The organism is Ammoniphilus resinae, assembly GCF_017873965.1.
GTDB lineage: Bacteria > Bacillota > Bacilli > Aneurinibacillales > RAOX-1 > Ammoniphilus_A > Ammoniphilus_A resinae.
Genome location: NZ_JAGGKT010000024.1, coordinates 14,879 through 32,764, shown reverse-complemented (window position 1 = coordinate 32,764; position 17,886 = coordinate 14,879). Strand labels below are relative to the sequence as shown.

General features: G+C 41.7%; 17 protein-coding genes and 1 pseudogene. 14 read left to right on the top strand and 4 right to left on the bottom strand.

Annotation, left to right across the window (positions count from 1 at the left end):
* Nucleotides 1-5 precede the first annotated feature (5 nt).
* From gcvH to pckA, 6 genes are all read left to right on the top strand, one after another.
* Complete coding sequence (gene gcvH / locus J2Z37_RS22790; RefSeq protein WP_209812631.1) at nucleotides 6-389, top strand: glycine cleavage system protein GcvH; 384 nt, start codon at nucleotides 6-8, stop codon at nucleotides 387-389.
* A 33-nt stretch (nucleotides 390-422) separates the two neighbouring features.
* Nucleotides 423-662: a DUF2553 family protein gene (locus tag J2Z37_RS22785; RefSeq protein WP_209812630.1), complete on the top strand. Its 240-nt coding sequence runs from the start codon at nucleotides 423-425 to the stop codon at nucleotides 660-662.
* A gap of 148 nt (nucleotides 663-810) precedes the next feature.
* Nucleotides 811-1,227 (top strand): hypothetical protein, encoded by a 417-nt coding sequence (locus J2Z37_RS22780; protein WP_209812629.1) that lies wholly within the window; start codon nucleotides 811-813, stop codon nucleotides 1,225-1,227.
* Nucleotides 1,228-1,385: 158 nt separating this feature from the next.
* Nucleotides 1,386-2,165: an RNA polymerase sigma-I factor gene (gene sigI / locus J2Z37_RS22775; RefSeq protein ID WP_209812628.1), complete on the top strand. Its 780-nt coding sequence runs from the start codon at nucleotides 1,386-1,388 to the stop codon at nucleotides 2,163-2,165.
* The gene (locus J2Z37_RS22770) at nucleotides 2,162-3,445 is read left to right on the top strand and encodes an anti-sigma factor domain-containing protein (protein WP_209812627.1); all 1,284 of its coding nucleotides are present in this window, start codon (nucleotides 2,162-2,164) and stop codon (nucleotides 3,443-3,445) included. Before sigI ends, J2Z37_RS22770 begins: the two co-directional genes overlap by 4 nt.
* A 174-nt stretch (nucleotides 3,446-3,619) precedes the next feature.
* Nucleotides 3,620-5,197, top strand: coding sequence for a phosphoenolpyruvate carboxykinase (ATP) (gene pckA, locus J2Z37_RS22765; protein ID WP_209812626.1), 1,578 nt, complete (start codon nucleotides 3,620-3,622; stop codon nucleotides 5,195-5,197).
* Between the two features lie 104 nt (nucleotides 5,198-5,301).
* Here the strand turns inward: pckA and J2Z37_RS22760 are convergent, their stop codons facing one another.
* Together J2Z37_RS22760 and J2Z37_RS22755 are read right to left on the bottom strand one after the other, a co-directional pair.
* Nucleotides 5,302-7,038 carry an aromatic amino acid hydroxylase gene (locus J2Z37_RS22760; RefSeq protein ID WP_245204148.1) on the bottom strand — a complete coding sequence of 579 codons (1,737 nt, stop codon included), beginning with the start codon at nucleotides 7,036-7,038 and terminating at the stop codon, nucleotides 5,302-5,304.
* Between the two features lie 15 nt (nucleotides 7,039-7,053).
* Nucleotides 7,054-7,355, bottom strand: a pseudogene (locus tag J2Z37_RS22755) (4a-hydroxytetrahydrobiopterin dehydratase).
* A 302-nt stretch (nucleotides 7,356-7,657) separates the two neighbouring features.
* Between J2Z37_RS22755 and sufC the strand changes: the two are divergent.
* The 8 genes from sufC (at nucleotide 7,658) to J2Z37_RS22715 (ending at nucleotide 15,070) form a co-directional block, all read left to right on the top strand.
* Complete coding sequence (sufC, locus tag J2Z37_RS22750) at nucleotides 7,658-8,446, top strand: Fe-S cluster assembly ATPase SufC (RefSeq protein ID WP_209812625.1); 789 nt, start codon at nucleotides 7,658-7,660, stop codon at nucleotides 8,444-8,446.
* Nucleotides 8,447-8,461: 15 nt separating this feature from the next.
* Nucleotides 8,462-9,769, top strand: a complete 1,308-nt coding sequence (gene sufD / locus J2Z37_RS22745; RefSeq protein ID WP_209812624.1) for a Fe-S cluster assembly protein SufD — start codon at nucleotides 8,462-8,464, stop codon at nucleotides 9,767-9,769.
* On the top strand, nucleotides 9,769-10,995 hold the full coding sequence (locus J2Z37_RS22740) for a cysteine desulfurase (protein WP_209812623.1): 1,227 nt from the start codon (nucleotides 9,769-9,771) through the stop codon (nucleotides 10,993-10,995). Before sufD ends, J2Z37_RS22740 begins: the two co-directional genes overlap by 1 nt.
* Complete coding sequence (sufU, locus tag J2Z37_RS22735; protein ID WP_209812622.1) at nucleotides 10,979-11,413, top strand: Fe-S cluster assembly sulfur transfer protein SufU; 435 nt, start codon at nucleotides 10,979-10,981, stop codon at nucleotides 11,411-11,413. The genes J2Z37_RS22740 and sufU overlap by 17 nt, the downstream gene beginning before the upstream one ends.
* Nucleotides 11,414-11,432: 19 nt before the next feature.
* Nucleotides 11,433-12,830, top strand: coding sequence for a Fe-S cluster assembly protein SufB (gene sufB / locus J2Z37_RS22730; protein WP_209812621.1), 1,398 nt, complete (start codon nucleotides 11,433-11,435; stop codon nucleotides 12,828-12,830).
* 150 nt (nucleotides 12,831-12,980) lie between these two features.
* Nucleotides 12,981-14,411, top strand: coding sequence for a bifunctional metallophosphatase/5'-nucleotidase (locus J2Z37_RS22725; protein ID WP_209812620.1), 1,431 nt, complete (start codon nucleotides 12,981-12,983; stop codon nucleotides 14,409-14,411).
* 24 nt (nucleotides 14,412-14,435) lie between these two features.
* The gene (locus J2Z37_RS22720) at nucleotides 14,436-14,696 is read left to right on the top strand and encodes a DUF6154 family protein (RefSeq protein ID WP_209812619.1); all 261 of its coding nucleotides are present in this window, start codon (nucleotides 14,436-14,438) and stop codon (nucleotides 14,694-14,696) included.
* 71 nt (nucleotides 14,697-14,767) lie between these two features.
* Entirely contained in the window at nucleotides 14,768-15,070 is a 303-nt protein-coding gene (locus J2Z37_RS22715; protein ID WP_209812618.1) for a YunC family protein, read from the top strand.
* Nucleotides 15,071-15,115: 45 nt separating this feature from the next.
* Here J2Z37_RS22715 and J2Z37_RS22710 read toward each other — a convergent pair whose 3' ends face one another.
* Nucleotides 15,116-16,258: a saccharopine dehydrogenase family protein gene (locus tag J2Z37_RS22710; protein WP_209812617.1), complete on the bottom strand. Its 1,143-nt coding sequence runs from the start codon at nucleotides 16,256-16,258 to the stop codon at nucleotides 15,116-15,118.
* Between the two features lie 43 nt (nucleotides 16,259-16,301).
* Nucleotides 16,302-17,786 (bottom strand): aldehyde dehydrogenase family protein, encoded by a 1,485-nt coding sequence (locus J2Z37_RS22705; protein ID WP_209812616.1) that lies wholly within the window; start codon nucleotides 17,784-17,786, stop codon nucleotides 16,302-16,304.
* Nucleotides 17,787-17,886 lie beyond the last annotated feature (100 nt).

The window sequence follows — 17,886 nt, the reverse complement described above, 5'->3', positions numbered from 1 at the left end:
CCTCTGTGAATTTACCATCCAGTTTAAAGTACAGTAAGGAACATGAGTGGGTTCGTGTGGAAGGAAACAAGGCGCATATTGGTATTTCTGATTTTGCTCAGTCCGAATTAGGAGATATTGTTTTTGTTGAACTTCCTTCTGTAGGGGATGAAATCGTACAAGACAATTCTTTTGGCAGTGTAGAATCTGTTAAAACTGTTTCAGAACTTTATGCCCCAGTTTCCGGAAAAGTCGTGGAAGTAAATAGTGAATTAGAGGACTCCCCAGAATTGGTGAACAGCGCACCCTATGAGCAGGGATGGATGATTGTTGTGGAGATGGATGATCCGTCACAGGTTGACTCATTGCTGTCAGCTGATGAATACGAAAATCTCGTTAAGGAAGACTAAACGTAACCTCTTCCTAAGGAGATGATTTTACCCATGTCAGATGCTCGCATCGATATTACAGGGAGAATCCGTGGAGAGTTAAAGGATAACACGATGATGTTAACTTATAACGGTGTCCCCATTGGGTATGTTCCTTTTGATGCCTCCTGTGTCCAGATGGATGATGGATTTGTCGTTGATGATCAAAAGATTTTCCGCTTGGAAAATGCTGATCTAAAACCCCCTGGTCAATATGTTGACTGTGATGGCCAAGATGGCCACGGCTGGTGCTAAGCACCAGCCTTTTCTCTTTTTATGCCATTCAACCCAAAATTTATGCCTAGGAAAGAGGAATACTCCCTATTAAAATAGAATATAAATGACTAAAGTTTCGGCCGTACACGTCAGATGTGACACCGTTGCTGAAAGGTAGGGAGAGACGATGAGCTTTTGCTGTGGTGCTAGTATGATAGGGGCTTTAGGAAGCTTGCGTAATCACAGAACATATATTAATAACGTTCCCATCCTGCATTGCCCAGTCTGTAACCGAATTGATGTTCATCCAAAGATTCAGGAAGAATACGAAATTCTTTCTGAATATGCTCAAGCTGATGATACACCGGAAGTTGATTTCAAGGAATATATCAACAACGAGTCTTTGGCGCAAATTTTCGAAAACTGCGCCGTTATTGATGAAGGCAGAATAGATGAAGTATTCAAGCAACAAATTGATAATGCGTTGGATTTATTGCTCGTTGCCAAACACATTAAGGATAAAGAGTGGGAAGAAATATTAAAGGTTCGTCTTAATAAATTGAGCGAACGATTAAGCAAATGGAAAAGTCAAAAGCAACGATAAAGAATTCCATTTAGAAATCCTAAGTTTCCTGTGATACATAGGAAGATTGGAATTCAAAACCGATCCGCCGAAAAAATGGATCGGTTTTATTTTTTAGGGATCAGAAAAGCGTCATAAGGAAGAAATAGCTTACGAAAAGTGTATTGCGAGGTGAAAACATGTTAAGCCGCTTCCTAGGAAAGCGTTCTTCACATTTCCCTTCAGCAAGGGTCGAACTTGAAAAAGATGTGACCTTGGCTCAACAAGGGGACTTGGACGTTCGCAATGATTTAATAAAGAACTATATACCGTTTATATCCCAAGTCACCTCAAAGGTATGCAAAAGATTCATTGACCCTTCGAAGGATGATGAATTTAGTGTGGCCATGGAAGCTTTCGATGAAGCCATATCGAAGTATACGTTCGGTAAAGGAAGCTCTTTTTTGTCATTTGCAGATTTGGTTATTCGCAGACGTGTGATTGATTTTATACGAAAAGAGGCTAAACATCGAGGCCAACTTTCCTTTGAACATACTGGAGATGGTGAGGAGGAAACAGATCAAACAGCGATTGAAACACAGGTCTCCATTCAACAATATCAGCTAGATTATGATGCAAGTTTGCGAAGAGAAGAGATAAACCACTACAAAGAAAAATTAAAAGAATTTAAAATAGACCTTATGGAACTGCCAGACATTTCCCCAAAACATGTGGATGCAAGGCAAAATGCCATGGAGGTAGCTCGGACAGTGGTGAACAATAGCAGATTATGTCAGCTCTTTATGGAGAAACGGAAGTTGCCTATGAAGGATCTGATGGCCGAGGTTTCGGTAAGTCGAAAAACAGTTGAGAGAAATCGGAATTATATTGTCGCCATTATCATTCTTCTTTTGGAGGATTATCAATATCTTCACAGCTATTTACAGGTAGAAACAGAAAGGGTGGTGCAGCCATCTTGAAAAAAGGAGTTATTATAGAATCACAAAAAAAATGGACGGTAGTATTAACTCCAGATGGAGAATTTTGTAAAATCCCCTTCGAGGCTTCACACATTGTGGGGGAAGAAGTTTTTTTTCGACCGACTACCGTGAGTAGCTTTAATACAAAAAGAAAGTGGAAACCTTTCACACTACGAACGGGCTCGATGGTTGCTGCCTGCCTACTGCTTTTATTGATAAGTTTTCCATTTTTTGGGGGCTCACAGGCCTACGCTGCGGTGACAATTGACATTAACCCAAGTATTGAATTAGAGGTTGATGAACAGTCGCTTGTCATTGATGCCCATTCCTTGAATCCGGACGGAAAGATCCTGTTGCAGTCGATCCAATGGAAGGATAAAGCTTTAAGTATAGTTACTGTAGCGATTATTGATTCGGCTGAAGACAATGGGATGATGAACGAGGAAAAACAAGTCATTATCACGACAACCTTTTATAAAGATGAACCGGAAAACCTAGATGAGAAATGGAAAACAATGCTGGGTGACATAGATGAGCAAGTTGACCAGGATCTCACTGTTGTTATTGTAGAAGGTAAAGAAGATTGGGCGAAGGAAGCTAAGGAAAAACAGGTCCCTACTGGTTCCTATATGATGGTGAAACAGGCTGAAAAGCAAGGAGTTACGATTCAGGAGAAAGAAATTAAAGAGGGGAAAGTGAAGTTTGAGACGCCTGTACCTGGAATCAAGGTGATTCACTCCAATCAAGGAAAAGCTCCTGAGCATTCAAATGGGAAGAAGAAGGAAGAAATAACGGAGAAAAAGGCCGACAAAGTTCAAGATAAGTTATTGAAAGAAAAAATGAAAGTAGGGCAAAAAGAGGAAAGAGAAAAACTTAAAGAACAGATCGAAGAAAAGCTCAAGGAACTTCGAAAAGAGGAAAGAGAAGAGCTTAAAGAAAAGATCAAAGAAAAACTTGAAGAACTACGAAAAGAGGAAAAAGAAAAGTTCCAAGGGAATTTGAGATGGAACGATAGGGACGAAAAAGGCAAGGCTTCACAGGACAAGTCAAAAGACTCCCCTTCCAATGATAAATCCTGGGATGACCGAAAAGACTCGGAAAAAGATAAAGTAAATAAACCGAACGATGATCAGCATGGAAAGAGCCATGCTGATCATCGTGTTGAAAATCAGAAGGATCAATCGAATCCCAACAAGGGGAATGGAAAAAATAATAGAGAGCAAAATAACGACAAAAAAGAAAAAGATAAGAAAGACCCCAAAGAAGGCAATCGGGACTAAATAGGCTATATTTGTAAAAAGAGGTGCATTGGCACCTTTTTTTTCAATTAGTCACAATATCTTCGGAAAAGATTATAATTTAATATGGACTAATTCGGTTAATGTGTTATACTAATTGACATAAACAGCCTTATTAAGATTATAGAAAGCAAATTATTTTGGGAGGCCGGCTGAATGGATACGAAAGTAAAGATGGATTTAAAAGATATTTTGTCAACAGACAAGATTCATTATAATCTTTCCGTCCCTCAATTGGTGGAGGCATCTGTAAACCGTGGGGAAGCAATTCTTACGGATAAGGGGGCATTAAGTGCCGAAACGGGGAAGTATACAGGACGTTCACCCAAGGATAAGTTTATTGTAAATGAACCATCCGTACAAGGCAAGATAGCTTGGGGTCCTGTCAATCAACCAATGGATATTAGTAAATTTGATAAATTATATGAAGATGTTCTAGCCTATTTGGAACAGAAAGAGCTTTACGTATTTGACGGATTTGCCGGTGCTGCAACAGAATATCGGCTTCCGATTCGGATTATTAATGAATACGCTTGGCATAATCTTTTTGTACGCCAATTATTTGTAAGACCTAATACCAATGAACTTGAAAATCTTCAGCCGGAATTTACCGTCATCACTGTACCGGGATTTGAAGCGAAGCCTGAGGTTCACGGAACCAACTCAGAAACATTTATTATAGTCAGTTTCGAAAGAAAAGTCGTCTTAATAGGCGGGACAAAATATGCAGGTGAAATGAAGAAATCAATCTTTAGTGTGATGAATTACATTTTGCCTGAATCCGGTGTTCTTTCCATGCACTGTTCGGCAAACGTTGGTGAAAAGGGCGATGTGGCTTTATTCTTCGGGCTTTCCGGTACTGGAAAAACCACTTTATCTACTGACCCTAACCGCGGTCTAATTGGCGATGATGAGCATGGATGGTCTGAAGAAGGGGTCTTTAATATTGAAGGTGGTTGTTATGCCAAATGTATCAACCTCTCAGAAGAAAAAGAACCTCAAATCTGGAATGCCATTCGATTTGGCTCTGTTTTGGAAAATGTTGTTATTGATGATTCCCGAAAAGCGGACTATGACAGCGCTGAATTAACCGAAAATACCCGTGTTGCTTATCCTGTCGATTTTATCCCAGGAGCAGTGATTCCAGGTGTAGCAGGACATCCGAAAGTGATTGTGTTTCTAACCGCTGATGCATTCGGCGTGCTCCCTCCAATTTCCAAGTTGACCAAGGAACAGGCTATGTACCATTTCCTTTCCGGTTATACAAGCAAGCTTGCCGGAACAGAACGCGGGGTAACCGAACCTGAAGCAACCTTCTCAACCTGCTTTGGTTCACCATTCTTGCCGCTGAACCCAAGTGTCTACGCAGAAATGTTGGGTGAAAAGATCACCGATCATCAAGCGAAAGTATACTTGGTGAACACAGGATGGTCTGGTGGAGTATATGGAGTAGGAAAACGTATGAATCTGTCCTATACCCGTGCAATGGTAACTGCTGCAATTAACGGCGCATTGGATGAAGTGGACTATACGACAGACTCGATCTTTGGCTTACAGATTCCAAAAGAAGTCCCAGGTGTTCCGAGTGAAGTGCTTACTCCGAGAAATACTTGGAATGATAAGGAAGAATACGACCGGACAGCCATAGATCTAGCTTCTCGCTTCCAAAGAAACTTCAGCAAGTTTAGCGGAGTAGCTAAAGAAATCGCCCAGGCTGGTCCTGTGGTTAAATAGATTAGGTTAAGAAAAACGCTTGGGGAGAATCCAAGCGTTTTTTGTTAGGCGGAAAGCCTATTAGCGGATGTCCTGCCTGCATTCATTCAGTAGCCCAATTGCTACTATCCTCTAATCAACTTAAGTCCATTCGTAATCAATCGCGTCATCTCTGGGCCCTTTTGTTTCAACTGTTCCAGCTGAAGTAGTAGCTTTTTCTCTACCGACGCCCATTTCCCTCTCAGGCCCACTATTATCTCAAGTATCTCTAACCGCAGCAGCCAATCCCCTGGGAACGAAGAATCCAACTCTTGGACCACATTTAATAGTCGATCCATATTTTCTTTGTTTTTCTCCCGAATCGCTCTCACATCAGCATACAGTTTTTCTAAGGGGCTCCACTCTCTCTGGGAAATGGATTCTGATTGTAATGGTGAGGGTACTTCTTCCGAATAATAACTTTCCGGGTCCGCTGCACCTGCCGCAACGGAAATTACAGAGGCTCCAACTGGCATTGTATAAGGACCAGAATCCACATCCCTAAGGATCTCACCTTGATAGCTAATATCAGCCCCATGGAAGTTTATAAGAATGATCTTTCCGTTTCTCTGAATGATCTGTTGGATCTTTCCTCGAATAGCTAGGCCGCCTTCGAACACTAGCTGACAAGTTTGATCCGGAGCTATGTTCCATTCATTCCGTTCATCATCTTTAAATTGTTCGATAGGTTTACTCATCCCCTGCAAATTTCCAATCGGAGCTATAATCCCCTCGGGATGTGCTTCCTTGTAATGTCCATCAAGCTGCTGATTCCCATAGGAAAAGGCTGTCATGCCATCCGTTTGAAAACAGATCGCCTCTCCTTGATCATCACAAAGGACCTTTGAAACGATTCCTGTCGCTTGTAATCCAGAACTATAAGTTACATGCACAATGTTCGATGATCTCAATGCCTTGAAAAGGCTTTCAGTTCCACCGACGGAAAATGCCATTCTCGTCGAAAATTCTTGTACTGCCGAAATTAACTGTTCGAAGCTTTGGCATACAAACAATTGGGGCTGCATCTGGGTGATATCAAATCCGGTCTGAATGGCGGTTTCTAAATCAAAGGGGATTTTTTTCACTTGGTCTGTTAAGCTATGAGCACTTTCGCCGACAGAGGAAAGCAATCCTGCGCCGTAAATCTTTGGGTGCTGCAAATCTCCGATTAACCCGTACTCTACCGTCCACCAATAAAGACGCGAGATTTGTTCAGCCTCAGATACTTCTGTCACTGCTTTTTGTTTTGCTGCTAAATCCTCTTTTGCCTTTTGGATATCCTCTTCTGTTGCGTTACTGCTCTCCATTAATGCTGAAAGAGTACGTACAGCTTCAAACACTTCATGCTCTTCTTTCGTGGCAATAGCCTTCCGGCCTATTTCTCCAAAGATTTTTACGTAGTTTGCATACTGGGGGTGGCATAAGATGGGGGCATGCCCGGCTGCTTCGTGGATAATGTCCGGGGCGGGTGTGTATTCGATATGCTCTAACTGGCGGATTTCTGCAGCAATGGGGAGAATACCATGGGACTGAAAATCAAAAAAAACAACCCCGGGAATGAAGCCATCAATGGATACCGCTCCCCATCCGAAAGGTTGTAAACAGGCATTCATTTCTTCTATCTTAGGGATCGATTCAATCTTGATGCCAGACTTTCGCAATCCATCTACATAGTATGGATGGGCCGCATCCTTTAGGAAGTAATAATTTTGCCTCATCACATAACGCCATACGGCTTGATTAATAGGTGAGTACTTTTCATAATGTTGATTCACAACATAACGTTTTAAATGAGCGGGTATATTTGAAATTGGACTTGTCAGGATAAGTCACCTCGCTTATTTCGCTCTCGTGGTTTTGCTGAAGATCTGGTCGTATTGGGCGGCTAAATCGAAATCAATTTCGGTAATTCCTTGCTCTTGCCACGAGGAAAGCTTTAGAGTCACTACTTTATAATCTATGGAAATAAACGGGTGGTGGTTCACCTCTTCGGACAAATCGGCTATTTCTTTGACAAAAGAAATGCCAGTTAAAAATTGTTGAAACGATACTTTTTAATAATCCATTTTTTCCCTTCCAGTTGCCAGTCCTTTAATTGCAGGAGTCTTTTCAGGATCTCCTCCTCAGTTAATTTGCTCATCATATCCCCCCATTTATGTGACCTTACCAAAGAATATGATTTGCCAAATGGAAAAGACCATGGCTGAATAAAGTCAATTTAAAATGCTTTTCCATAAATGGAGTGATATAATACCAAGGGTAGATGCGGAATAATTACTTCCCAACTCACTTTTTAAACAAAAATATATAAAAAATATAAGAATGTTGTTTCCTTGATTTAATTATTTGTTATACTATAATATAAGAGGATGATAATCAATTGAGAATGGAAAAAGTTGATTTTCAATTGATACGTTTTAATACGGAATGGAGGATGAAACAATGTCACAAGTGCCGCATTTAAAAATAGAGGATCTAAAAGTTTCTATTGAGGATAAGGAAATTTTAAAGGGTTTGAACCTAGAAATCAAGGGTGGTGAGGTTCATGCCATTATGGGACCAAACGGGACGGGTAAAAGTACTCTGTCATCTGCCATTATGGGCCATCCTAAATATGAAGTAACAGGAGGATCTATCACACTAGATGGTGAAGATGTCCTCGAAATGGCAGTTGATGAACGGGCACGCAAAGGGTTGTTCTTAGCCATGCAATATCCGAGTGAAATTAGCGGAGTTACCAATGCGGACTTTTTAAGAAGTGCAATCAATGCGCGGATGGAAGAAGGGAAAGAAATTTCTCTGATGAAATTCATTCGTGAAATGGATAAAAAGATGAAGGTTTTGGAGATGGACGAGGCCTTTATGCACCGCTATTTGAATGAAGGGTTCTCCGGCGGGGAGAAAAAACGTAACGAAATTCTTCAAATGTCCATGTTAAACCCGCGTATTGCAATTATGGATGAAATCGACTCAGGATTGGATATCGATGCATTGAAGATTGTGTCCCAAGGCGTTAACAATATGTTAAGTCCTGAGCTTGGCGTTTTGGTTATTACCCACTATCAGCGTTTGTTGAATTATATCAAGCCAGATTTTGTCCATGTCATGATGCAGGGACGAATTGTGAAGTCTGGCGGACCTGAATTGGCTGAAAAACTAGAAGCGGAAGGCTATGATTGGATTAAAAAAGAACTAGGTATCGTAGACGAAACCGTTGGCAGTGAAGTGTAAAGGGGAGGTACTAGGATGAGTATAGAGATGAAATTACAGTTTGATCGTGAAGCCATCATCCAGTTTTCCAAACAATCCGCTGAACCTGAATGGATGCTTAACCTTCGTTTGGAAGGTTATGACCAGTATCAACAGCTTCCATTGCCAAAACTAGATAAGACGAAAATTGACAAATGGAATATCGATGGGGTAGTTCCTTTTCGTACACAACCAAGCGTAACAGCTATTCAGGAGCTTCCTGAAGAGGTGCAGAAGGTCTTGGCGGCAGAGGATAACGTGGATAAAGCTGTCCTTGTGCAAAAGGATGCTTCTGTTGTTTACACTTCTTTACCGGATTCGTTAAAAAATCAAGGGGTTGTGTTTACCTCTTTGCAAGATGCTTGGGCAACACATGGGGAATTAATTCAAAAACATTTTATGCAACTGGATAGTAAAGTGGATTCCCATAAAATTTCAGCTTTACACGCAGCAACGTGGAGTGGTGGGGTCTTTCTCTACGTTCCTAAAAATGTTGAAGTCAAAGTTCCTGTTCAGGCAGTATTTTATGCCTCAGAAAATGAAAGCGGACTTTTTCCACATGTATTAATTGTGACGGAATCAAACAGTTCGGTTGATTATATTGATAATTATATGAATGAAAATGCACAGACCATGATTCAAAATGGAATCGTTGAGATCCATGTCGGAGAAGGATCACGTGTTAGCTTTAATTCAGTAAGGACGTTAAACAATATGGCTACGGATTATACTTTCCGCCATGCATCCGTAGGAAAAGACGGAAGAATTGAATGGCTCCTAGCTGAAATGAATGATGGAAACACCGTTTCACAAAATACAACCCACTTGGTTGGGCAAGGATCTTCCGCCGATTCAAAGCTCATTACGATTGGTTCCGGATCACAAAAAACAGATATTGTCTCAAAAATGACACACACTGGGAAGAATTCCGACAGCCAAATGCTTGTAAAGGGTGTTGTAAAAGACGAAGCGAGTGCCATATTAAATGGAATCACGTTCATTGAAAAAGGTGCAACAAAGGCCAATGGGGAACAAGCAGAAAAATTATTGATGCTTAGCCCCAAAGCTCGTGGTGATGCAAATCCCATTCTGTTGATTGATGAAGATGATGTAAAGGCCGGTCACGCAGCAAGCGCGGGACAAATTAATCCGATGCAAATCTTTTATATGATGTCTCGAGGAATTCCTAAAGAAGAAGCCCAACGCCTCATTATCTACGGTTTCCTTGCCCAAGTAGTAGATGCCATCCCAAATAAGGAAATTAGGAAGGTATTGGAAGAGGCTATTGAGAGGAAAGTTTACTAATGAATATAAAAGAGATCAAAGCTCAATTTCCGATCTTAAGTCAACAAGTAAATGGTCACCCTTTAGTATATTTGGACAGTGCTGCCACGTCTCAAAAGCCGATCCAGGTAATTGAGGCTATTGATGAGTATTATAAAAAAATGAATTCTAATGTACACCGTGGTGTTCATACGTTAGGTACATGGGCAACAGATGCCTACGAAGGGGCAAGGGAAAAGGTTCGTAAATTTGTTAATGCCAAGGAAACGGCAGAAATTATCTTTACCCGCGGAACCACAACCTCCCTTAACATGGTGGCGACATGCTATGCACGTGAATTCCTTCAAGAAGGTGATGAAATTGTCACGACGATCATGGAACACCATAGCAACTTCATACCTTGGCAACAAGCTGCAAAGGTTACTGGGGCGACTTTTAAATTCATCCCATTGCAGCCAGATGGAACAGTTTCCTTGGAAGATGTGAAGAAAACGATCACTGATAAAACCAAATTAGTCTCCATTGCCTACGTATCGAATGTGACAGGGACAATTCATCCGATTAAGGAAATCGCGGAAATTGCGCACGCGCATGGAGCGGTCATGTGTGTCGATGCTGCGCAAGGGGCACCACATCTAAAGGTGGATGTGCAGGATTTAGATTGTGATTTCTTAGCCTTTTCTGGTCATAAAATGGCTGGGCCAACAGGGATTGGTGTTTTATATGGAAAGCGCTCCTTCTTGGAAAAGATGGTCCCTTATGAATTTGGCGGGGAAATGATTGATTTCGTTGAATTGTATGATTCTACGTGGAAAGAACTTCCTTGGAAATTTGAGGGGGGCACCCCAATTATTGCTGGAGCTGTAGGATTAGGTGCAGCGATTGACTTTTTGCAGGACATTGGCATGGATGAAATTGAACGCCATGAAAAACAATTAGTTCATTATGCTATGGAACAATTATCCGCTGTGGAAGGACTAACAATATATGGTCCTAAAGAGCGAAGTGGATTGGTTACTTTTAACCTAAGTGATGTACATCCACATGATTTGGCTACTGTGTTAGATTCATACGGCATTGCTGTACGCGCAGGACATCACTGTGCGCAGCCATTAATGAAGTGGCTGCAAGTTTCAGCAACAGCCCGTGCAAGCTTCTATATATACAATACGGAAGAAGACATTGATGCACTAGTCAAAGGGTTATTAAAAACAAAGGAGTATTTCGGTAATGTCTTCCTTGGATGATTTATATAGACGTGTCATTATGGACCACTACCAAAGACCGCGGAATCGTGGAGAAATGGATCAAGATTCGGTAACAATAAATCTAAATAATCCTACATGCGGCGATCGGATTCAACTCCAATTAAAAGTGGAAGACGGGATTATTAAAGACGTGAAGTTTATTGGGGAAGGTTGCTCGATTAGCATGTCTTCCGCCTCAATGATGACCGAAGCGGTAAAAGGCGGAACGGTTGAGGACGCTTTGAGAATGGCTGATTTATTTTCCAGATTGATGCAAGGAGAAGAAATTGACGATGAGGACCTGGACATAGGCGATATTGAAGCGCTCGCCGGAGTTTCTAAATTCCCTGCGAGAATCAAGTGTGCAACTTTGGCTTGGAAAGCTTTGCAGCAAGGTGTTCATGATTCAGCCGAATAGGCTTTAGGAGGGATTAATTATGGCGAAGAAAGCACCTGAATTGTCGGAATATCAATATGGTTTTCATGACAAGGACGTTTCGGTTTTTAGAACGAAAAAAGGATTAACAAAGGAAATCGTAGAAGAGATTTCACGCATGAAAGACGAACCAGAGTGGATGCTTGAGTACCGTTTAAAAGCACTCGATATATTTTACAAAAAGCCAATGCCAAATTGGGGCGGGGAATTAAAGGATCTTGACTTTGACTCCATTACCTACTATGTTAAGCCATCTGAAAAGCAAGGGAAAACGTGGGAAGAAGTTCCTGCAGAAATCAAGGCAACCTTTGATAAACTTGGGATCCCAGAAGCTGAACAAAAGTTTTTGGCTGGGGTATCTGCTCAGTATGAATCTGAAGTCGTCTACCACAGCATGCAGGAAGATTTGGAGAAATTAGGTATTCTATTCACAGATATGGATTCAGCTGTGCGCGAATATCCTGATATCGTAAAAGAATACTTCGGGACTGTTATTCCGGCAGCAGATAATAAGTTTGCTGCATTGAACAGTGCTGTATGGTCTGGCGGAAGCTTTATCTATGTTCCAAAAGGTGTTAAATGTGAGCAGCCGTTACAAGCTTATTTCCGTATTAACTCGGAAAATATGGGTCAGTTTGAGCGGACTCTCATTATTGCTGACGAAGACTCCTTTGTTCACTATGTTGAAGGATGTACAGCGCCAATTTACTCCACTGATTCTCTGCACAGTGCGGTTGTTGAGATCATTGTTAAAGAACGTGCGCGCTGCCGTTATACCACGATCCAGAACTGGTCTGTTAACGTATATAACCTCGTAACAAAACGAGCAATTGCCTATGCGGATGCAACGATGGAATGGATCGATGGAAATATTGGAAGTAAATTAACCATGAAATATCCTGCAGTTGTCATGGTTGGTCCACGCGCCAAGGGTGTTGTTATTTCCATTGCCGTTGCAGGTAAAGGAATGCACCAGCACGCAGGTGCAAAGATGGTTCATATGGCACCTGATTGCTCTTCGACGATTGTCTCCAAGAGTATGAGTAAACATGGCGGGAAAGTAACTTATATGGGATTATCGAAATTTGGCCGTAATGCCCAAGGTTCAAAGTCTAACATTAAATGTGATACGTTGATTCTTGATGATATTTCCACTTCTGACACGATCCCTTATAACGAGATCCTGAACGATAATGTCACGCTTGAACACGAAGCAACCGTTTCAAAAGTAAGTGAAGAACAATTGTTTTATCTGATGAGCCGTGGCTTAACTGAAGATGAAGCTACACAAATGATTGTAATGGGCTTTATCGAACCATTTACGAAGGAATTACCAATGGAGTATGCCGTTGAAATGAATAGATTGATTAAGTTCGAAATGGAAGGCAGTATTGGTTAAGGCCTACCGAAAAAATCCTGGGATTTCCCGGGATTTTTCCTTTTTCAGGTGGAAATTCTTTTTTTTCCGAAAAAGATCGAGTATCATAAAGATATCCTATTAGCCAAGATGCTTGGGAGAGGAAATCTTCTCTACAGAGGAGGAGAAACATTGCTGACTGGTAAACTCCATATTCTTCACACCAATGATATTCACAGCCATTTTGCCAATATACCGTATCTTGCCAATGGGATAAGAAAGCTGAAAGAGAAGTTGACAGCCGATGGAGAGGTCGTCGTCGTTGACATAGGAGACCATGTCGATCGGATGAGTGTGATCACTGAGGCTACTTGGGGACAGGCAAATATTGAGGTTATGAACCAAATAGGTTATGATCTAGCTGCGATAGGAAACAATGAAGGGATTACTTTTCCTAAAGAAAAGTTAATGGAATTGTATAAGAATGCCCAGTTTAAAGTGATCTGCGGAAACTTAAGGGATAAAGAGAACAATAAACCCCCCGCTTTTCTCGAAACCAGTTATATTCAACAAATAGGCGATGTAAAAGTTGGCTGGATCGGTATGACAGCCCCTTATTCATTATTTTACGATTTACTTGGTTGGGAAGTTTTAGACCCATTTTTTGAAATAAAGAATATAGTAAAGAACATCCGCGAAAAGGTTGATTTTATCGTTTTAATGTCCCATCTAGGGCTGTCTTATGACCGTAAGCTGGCATCTGAGATGGATGGGATTGATCTCATTTTGGGTGCCCATACCCATCATTTGCTAGAAGAGGGGGAAAGGGTAAACCAAACCTTTATTATACAAGCTGGGAAATTTGGGAACTATATGGGAAGTACTACCCTAGAGTATGATGTGAAATCCAAAAAAATTGTCCAGGTTCATGGGCGATGTTATCCGGCTTCAGATTTTGCCAAAGCAGGAGATATTGCTGGGTATATTGAACAGGTAGAAAAGGATGCTGAGAAAATATTAAGTCCGCCTGTGACGAACCTGCAGGTGCAGATCCCCATTGATTGGGAGCGGGAATCCCCTTTAGGAAACTTGCTGGCTAAAGGAATTCGAGATTGGGTGGAAGCGGATATTTCCTTGGTGAATTCCGGACAAATTTTATTTTCCCTCCCCAAAGGACCTGTTACAAAAAAAGATTTACTGCAAATTTGCCCGCACCCCATAAACCCCTGTAAACTACAGATGCCGGGGAGCGTGTTGAAAGATGTACTTGAACAATCTCTCGACGAAGAGAATATTTATAAACAGATTAAAGGATTTGGCTTCCGTGGAAGTGTTTTGGGGTGGATGTGTGTAGATGGCATGTTTATTCAATATAATCAAGATCTCCCCAAGGGAAAGCGAATCCTTCGTATTGATATCAATGGCCGAGAGCTAGAAGAGAATCGTTTATATAGTGTTGGCACCATCGATATGTTTACATTCAGCTGGATCTTCCCACATTTTAAAGAATCGAAAGACATACACTATTACTTACCGGAATTCATTCGAGATATTTTATCTAAAGAACTTCAATCGAAAGATGCTTTATTACGAAGCAGCTATAAGCGCTGGATTCAGGTTTAAGCCCGGCAGAAGAGGTGACTTGCATTGAAATTTATTGATGATCTATATAACTTGTACCGCGACCATCTTACCGGAGATGAAGAGGACGCTGTTGCATTGGTTCTCGGAGCTCTTCAGGAATTAGAACAAGAAGACATGGTAACCCTTGTGAAGGACATGAAGGAAGAGGAATTATTTCAGATGTTAAGCCTGTTCCTCATTGAATTGATGCGGAGAAAAATGGCTGAAGAAGGGGTAGGGCAAACAACCTTAAATACACCCCCAATAAGTGATACATTGCATTAGGTCTGGCACAGAGAGGGTCCTCTTTGCATATGATAGAGTGAAACCGTTGTTTTGCTTTGGAGGGGACCTACATGATCGATGTCAAACCAATTGAAATAGAAGGCCATTCTGTTATAACTATTTCTGTTCAATTGCCTAAGACGACCTTGCTGGTGGTCACAACTGACCGAGGCTATATCATGTGTGGAGCCTTGGATGTCAAGTTGTTAAACGACAGGCTGAGCGATCGCAATATTATCGCTGGCAGAGCTTTAGGAGTTCGAACGATTGAACAGCTGTTGGAGGCACCGCTAGAATCCGTCACGAAAACAGCCGAGGAATTGGGAATATATTCAGGTATGACTGGACGCGAAGCAATAATAAAGATGTTGTAATGAATAAGGGACTACTCCTTTTTGGAATAGTCCCTTATTCGTGGGTTAATTTTCAATAATATGAATACCCCGTTTTGCCATCTCTTCTATATACACCTTACCGGGGACAATTTGTTCAGGAGGAAATACGCCCTTCTTTTTAATCGTTCCATTCCCGATCATTTGTGCAACAACCGAAATGGTATTGGCAGTAGCCCTTGCCATCGCTGTAATCTGATTGACACGATCCTTGAATGTGGTCATCTCGTACCTAAAGGAAGTCTCTACCCCATTCTTTACTCCTGATACAATGACACGAAGCAGAACGGCATCGTCCTTTTCCTTCAATTCTACGATCGGTTCGAGTACCTTCAATAATACGTCGCGCGGTTTTACCTTTCTCCCTCCCACTTCCACCTGATAATCATTTCGGGTCAAATTTAAATCAACAAGGAGTTTAAATTTCTCCGCGTGACCAGGATAGCGAATCGTTTTATATTCTAGCGTATCCAGATAAGGGAAGGACATAGGTAACGTGGATGTGCCACCAGACGTATGAAAAGCCTCCAAGGGACCAAATTGATTAAAATAAATTCTTTCTATTTCAGATAATGAGGGGATTTCTTGTTTTACACCTTGACGAATAATCAGGGAAGGATCTGTATAATGATCAAGAAGCCCTTCCATCGAGAAAACATGATTATATTCGAAAGGGGGTTCAGGTTGAACCGGGATTCCGCCTACATACATCTTGATGGATTTCACCTGATCCAATTGGTTAGCTCCATACCCAGCCAAAATATTAATCATCCCGGGAGCGACCCCTAAATCGGGGATAATCGTCGTTTTTGCATGTCGTGCTGATGCATCCAACTGCAAAACTTTATCGGTAATATGGCCAATATGGCCACCTAGATCCACACAATTCACACCAACCTGAATGGCTGCTTTCGAAACGGATTCATTAAAGGAATAAAAAAGTGCATTAATGACCACATCATACCCTTGAATAAATTGTTTTAATTGTTGAGGATTATTCGCATCTACACAAAATGCCCGCAGTTTATTAGAATGAAGGTGTTGGCATACCTGTTCAGCCCTCTTTAGATCTACATCCGCCAACCCAACCTCCGTCACCCCAGCGCTTTGCACTAGGTCTCGGGCTGCCTCTTTTCCCATCAACCCCGATCCTAAAACAGCAATTTTCATGATAGTTCCCCCTTGCTAGTTTTTTTAGCATGGGACGTTGCTTCTAAACGTCAATTTGAGCTCGCTGTAGTTTTCCGCTGTAGTCAATATAGATAGACTTCCATTCTGTGAACACATCTAGTGCGGCAAGCCCAGAGTCACGGTGGCCATTTCCGGTCCCTTTTGTTCCTCCAAAAGGCAAATGGATTTCAGCCCCCGTTGTCCCTGCATTTACATAAACTATTCCTGTGTCGAGATCACGCTGGGCTGTAAATACGCGATTAACATCACGGGTAAAGATTGAGCTTGATAAACCAAATGAGACCCCATTATTGACGGCAATCGCTTCTTCAAAACTTCTCACGGGAATTAATGAAACAACGGGCCCGAAAATCTCCTCTTGGGCTATGCGCATATTGGCTTTTACATCTGTAAAGAGAGTAGGAGCAAAGAAATAGCCTTTAGCATAATCTCCCTCATTAAGTATCTTACCTCCAACTAAAAGTTTAGCTCCTTCTGCTTCGCCAATGTCGACATAGTTTTTGATTTTTTGTAAGGAAGTTTGATTAATGATCGGGCCCACTTTGATTTTTTCATCCAAACCATTTCCAATGGTTAGCCTTTCCATTTCTGCTAGTAATCGAGCTTCCAGTTGCTCTTTTACTTTTTCATGGACTATGACCCGGCTGCATGCTGTACATCTTTGCCCGCTCGTTCCAAAGGCACTCCATAAAATCCCTTCCACAGCAAGTTCTATGTCAGCATCCTCCATCACAATGACAGCGTTTTTTCCTCCCATTTCTAGTGAGACCTTTTTCAGGTTTTGCCCACAAGCACTGGCAATCTTTCTGCCTACTTCATTAGAGCCTGTGAAAGAAATAACACGAATATCCGGATGGTCAACCATGGCTTCACCAACTATTGAGCCTGACCCAAATACGACATTTAAAACCCCTTTTGGCAAGCCAGCCTCTTCAAAGATCTGCGCAAGCTCTTTTGCCATCAAGGGCGTCTCCGTAGCTGGCTTCCAAACGACCGCATTTCCTGCCACAATGGCGGGAAACGATTTCCAAGTAGCAATCGCGATCGGAAAATTCCAAGGTGTTATGATGCCAACTACGCCAACGGGAGCACGGACACTCATGGCAAACTTATCCTTTAGTTCAGAAGGAGTTGTTTGCCCGAATAAACGCCGTCCCTCGCCGGCCATATAAAAGGCCATATCGATTCCTTCTTGGACTTCGCCACGGGCTTCCTCAATCACCTTACCGTTTTCCTGGGTTAACAGCTGGGCAATTTTTTCTTTTCGTTCTTTTAATAAATAACCCACACGGTATAACATTTCAGCACGTAGCGGTGCTGGCACCAATGCCCATTCCTTTTGTGCTTGTTTTGCAGCCACTACCGCTTTATCAACTTCGTTCCCGGGGGATAAAGGTACTTCAGCAATGTTTACACCAGTGGCAGGATTAATGACAGCAGCATAGTTAACAACGCCATCGGCCGTCCATTTGCCATCAATGTAGTTTTGTAATCTATGGATCGCCACTTTTGACCAAGCCCTCCTCTGTTTTATGCTACTTACCCGTGTAGGCAATATATATGCGATGGATGATGGAAATATGGTAGGAGGAATATGATAGAGGATC

Excerpts from the sequence above, each read along its gene's own strand:
- J2Z37_RS22785 (WP_209812630.1), top strand. The coding sequence starts at position 423 with ATGTCAGATGCTCGCATCGATATTACAGGGAGAATCCGTGGAGAGTTA.
- J2Z37_RS22780 (WP_209812629.1), top strand. The coding sequence starts at position 811 with ATGAGCTTTTGCTGTGGTGCTAGTATGATAGGGGCTTTAGGAAGCTTG.
- sigI (WP_209812628.1), top strand. The coding sequence starts at position 1,386 with ATGTTAAGCCGCTTCCTAGGAAAGCGTTCTTCACATTTCCCTTCAGCA.
- pckA (WP_209812626.1), top strand. The coding sequence starts at position 3,620 with ATGGATACGAAAGTAAAGATGGATTTAAAAGATATTTTGTCAACAGAC.
- sufC (WP_209812625.1), top strand. The coding sequence starts at position 7,658 with ATGTCACAAGTGCCGCATTTAAAAATAGAGGATCTAAAAGTTTCTATT.
- sufD (WP_209812624.1), top strand. The coding sequence starts at position 8,462 with ATGAGTATAGAGATGAAATTACAGTTTGATCGTGAAGCCATCATCCAG.
- J2Z37_RS22740 (WP_209812623.1), top strand. The coding sequence starts at position 9,769 with ATGAATATAAAAGAGATCAAAGCTCAATTTCCGATCTTAAGTCAACAA.
- sufU (WP_209812622.1), top strand. The coding sequence starts at position 10,979 with ATGTCTTCCTTGGATGATTTATATAGACGTGTCATTATGGACCACTAC.
- sufB (WP_209812621.1), top strand. The coding sequence starts at position 11,433 with ATGGCGAAGAAAGCACCTGAATTGTCGGAATATCAATATGGTTTTCAT.
- J2Z37_RS22715 (WP_209812618.1), top strand. The coding sequence starts at position 14,768 with ATGATCGATGTCAAACCAATTGAAATAGAAGGCCATTCTGTTATAACT.
- J2Z37_RS22710 (WP_209812617.1), bottom strand. The coding sequence starts at position 16,258 with ATGAAAATTGCTGTTTTAGGATCGGGGTTGATGGGAAAAGAGGCAGCC.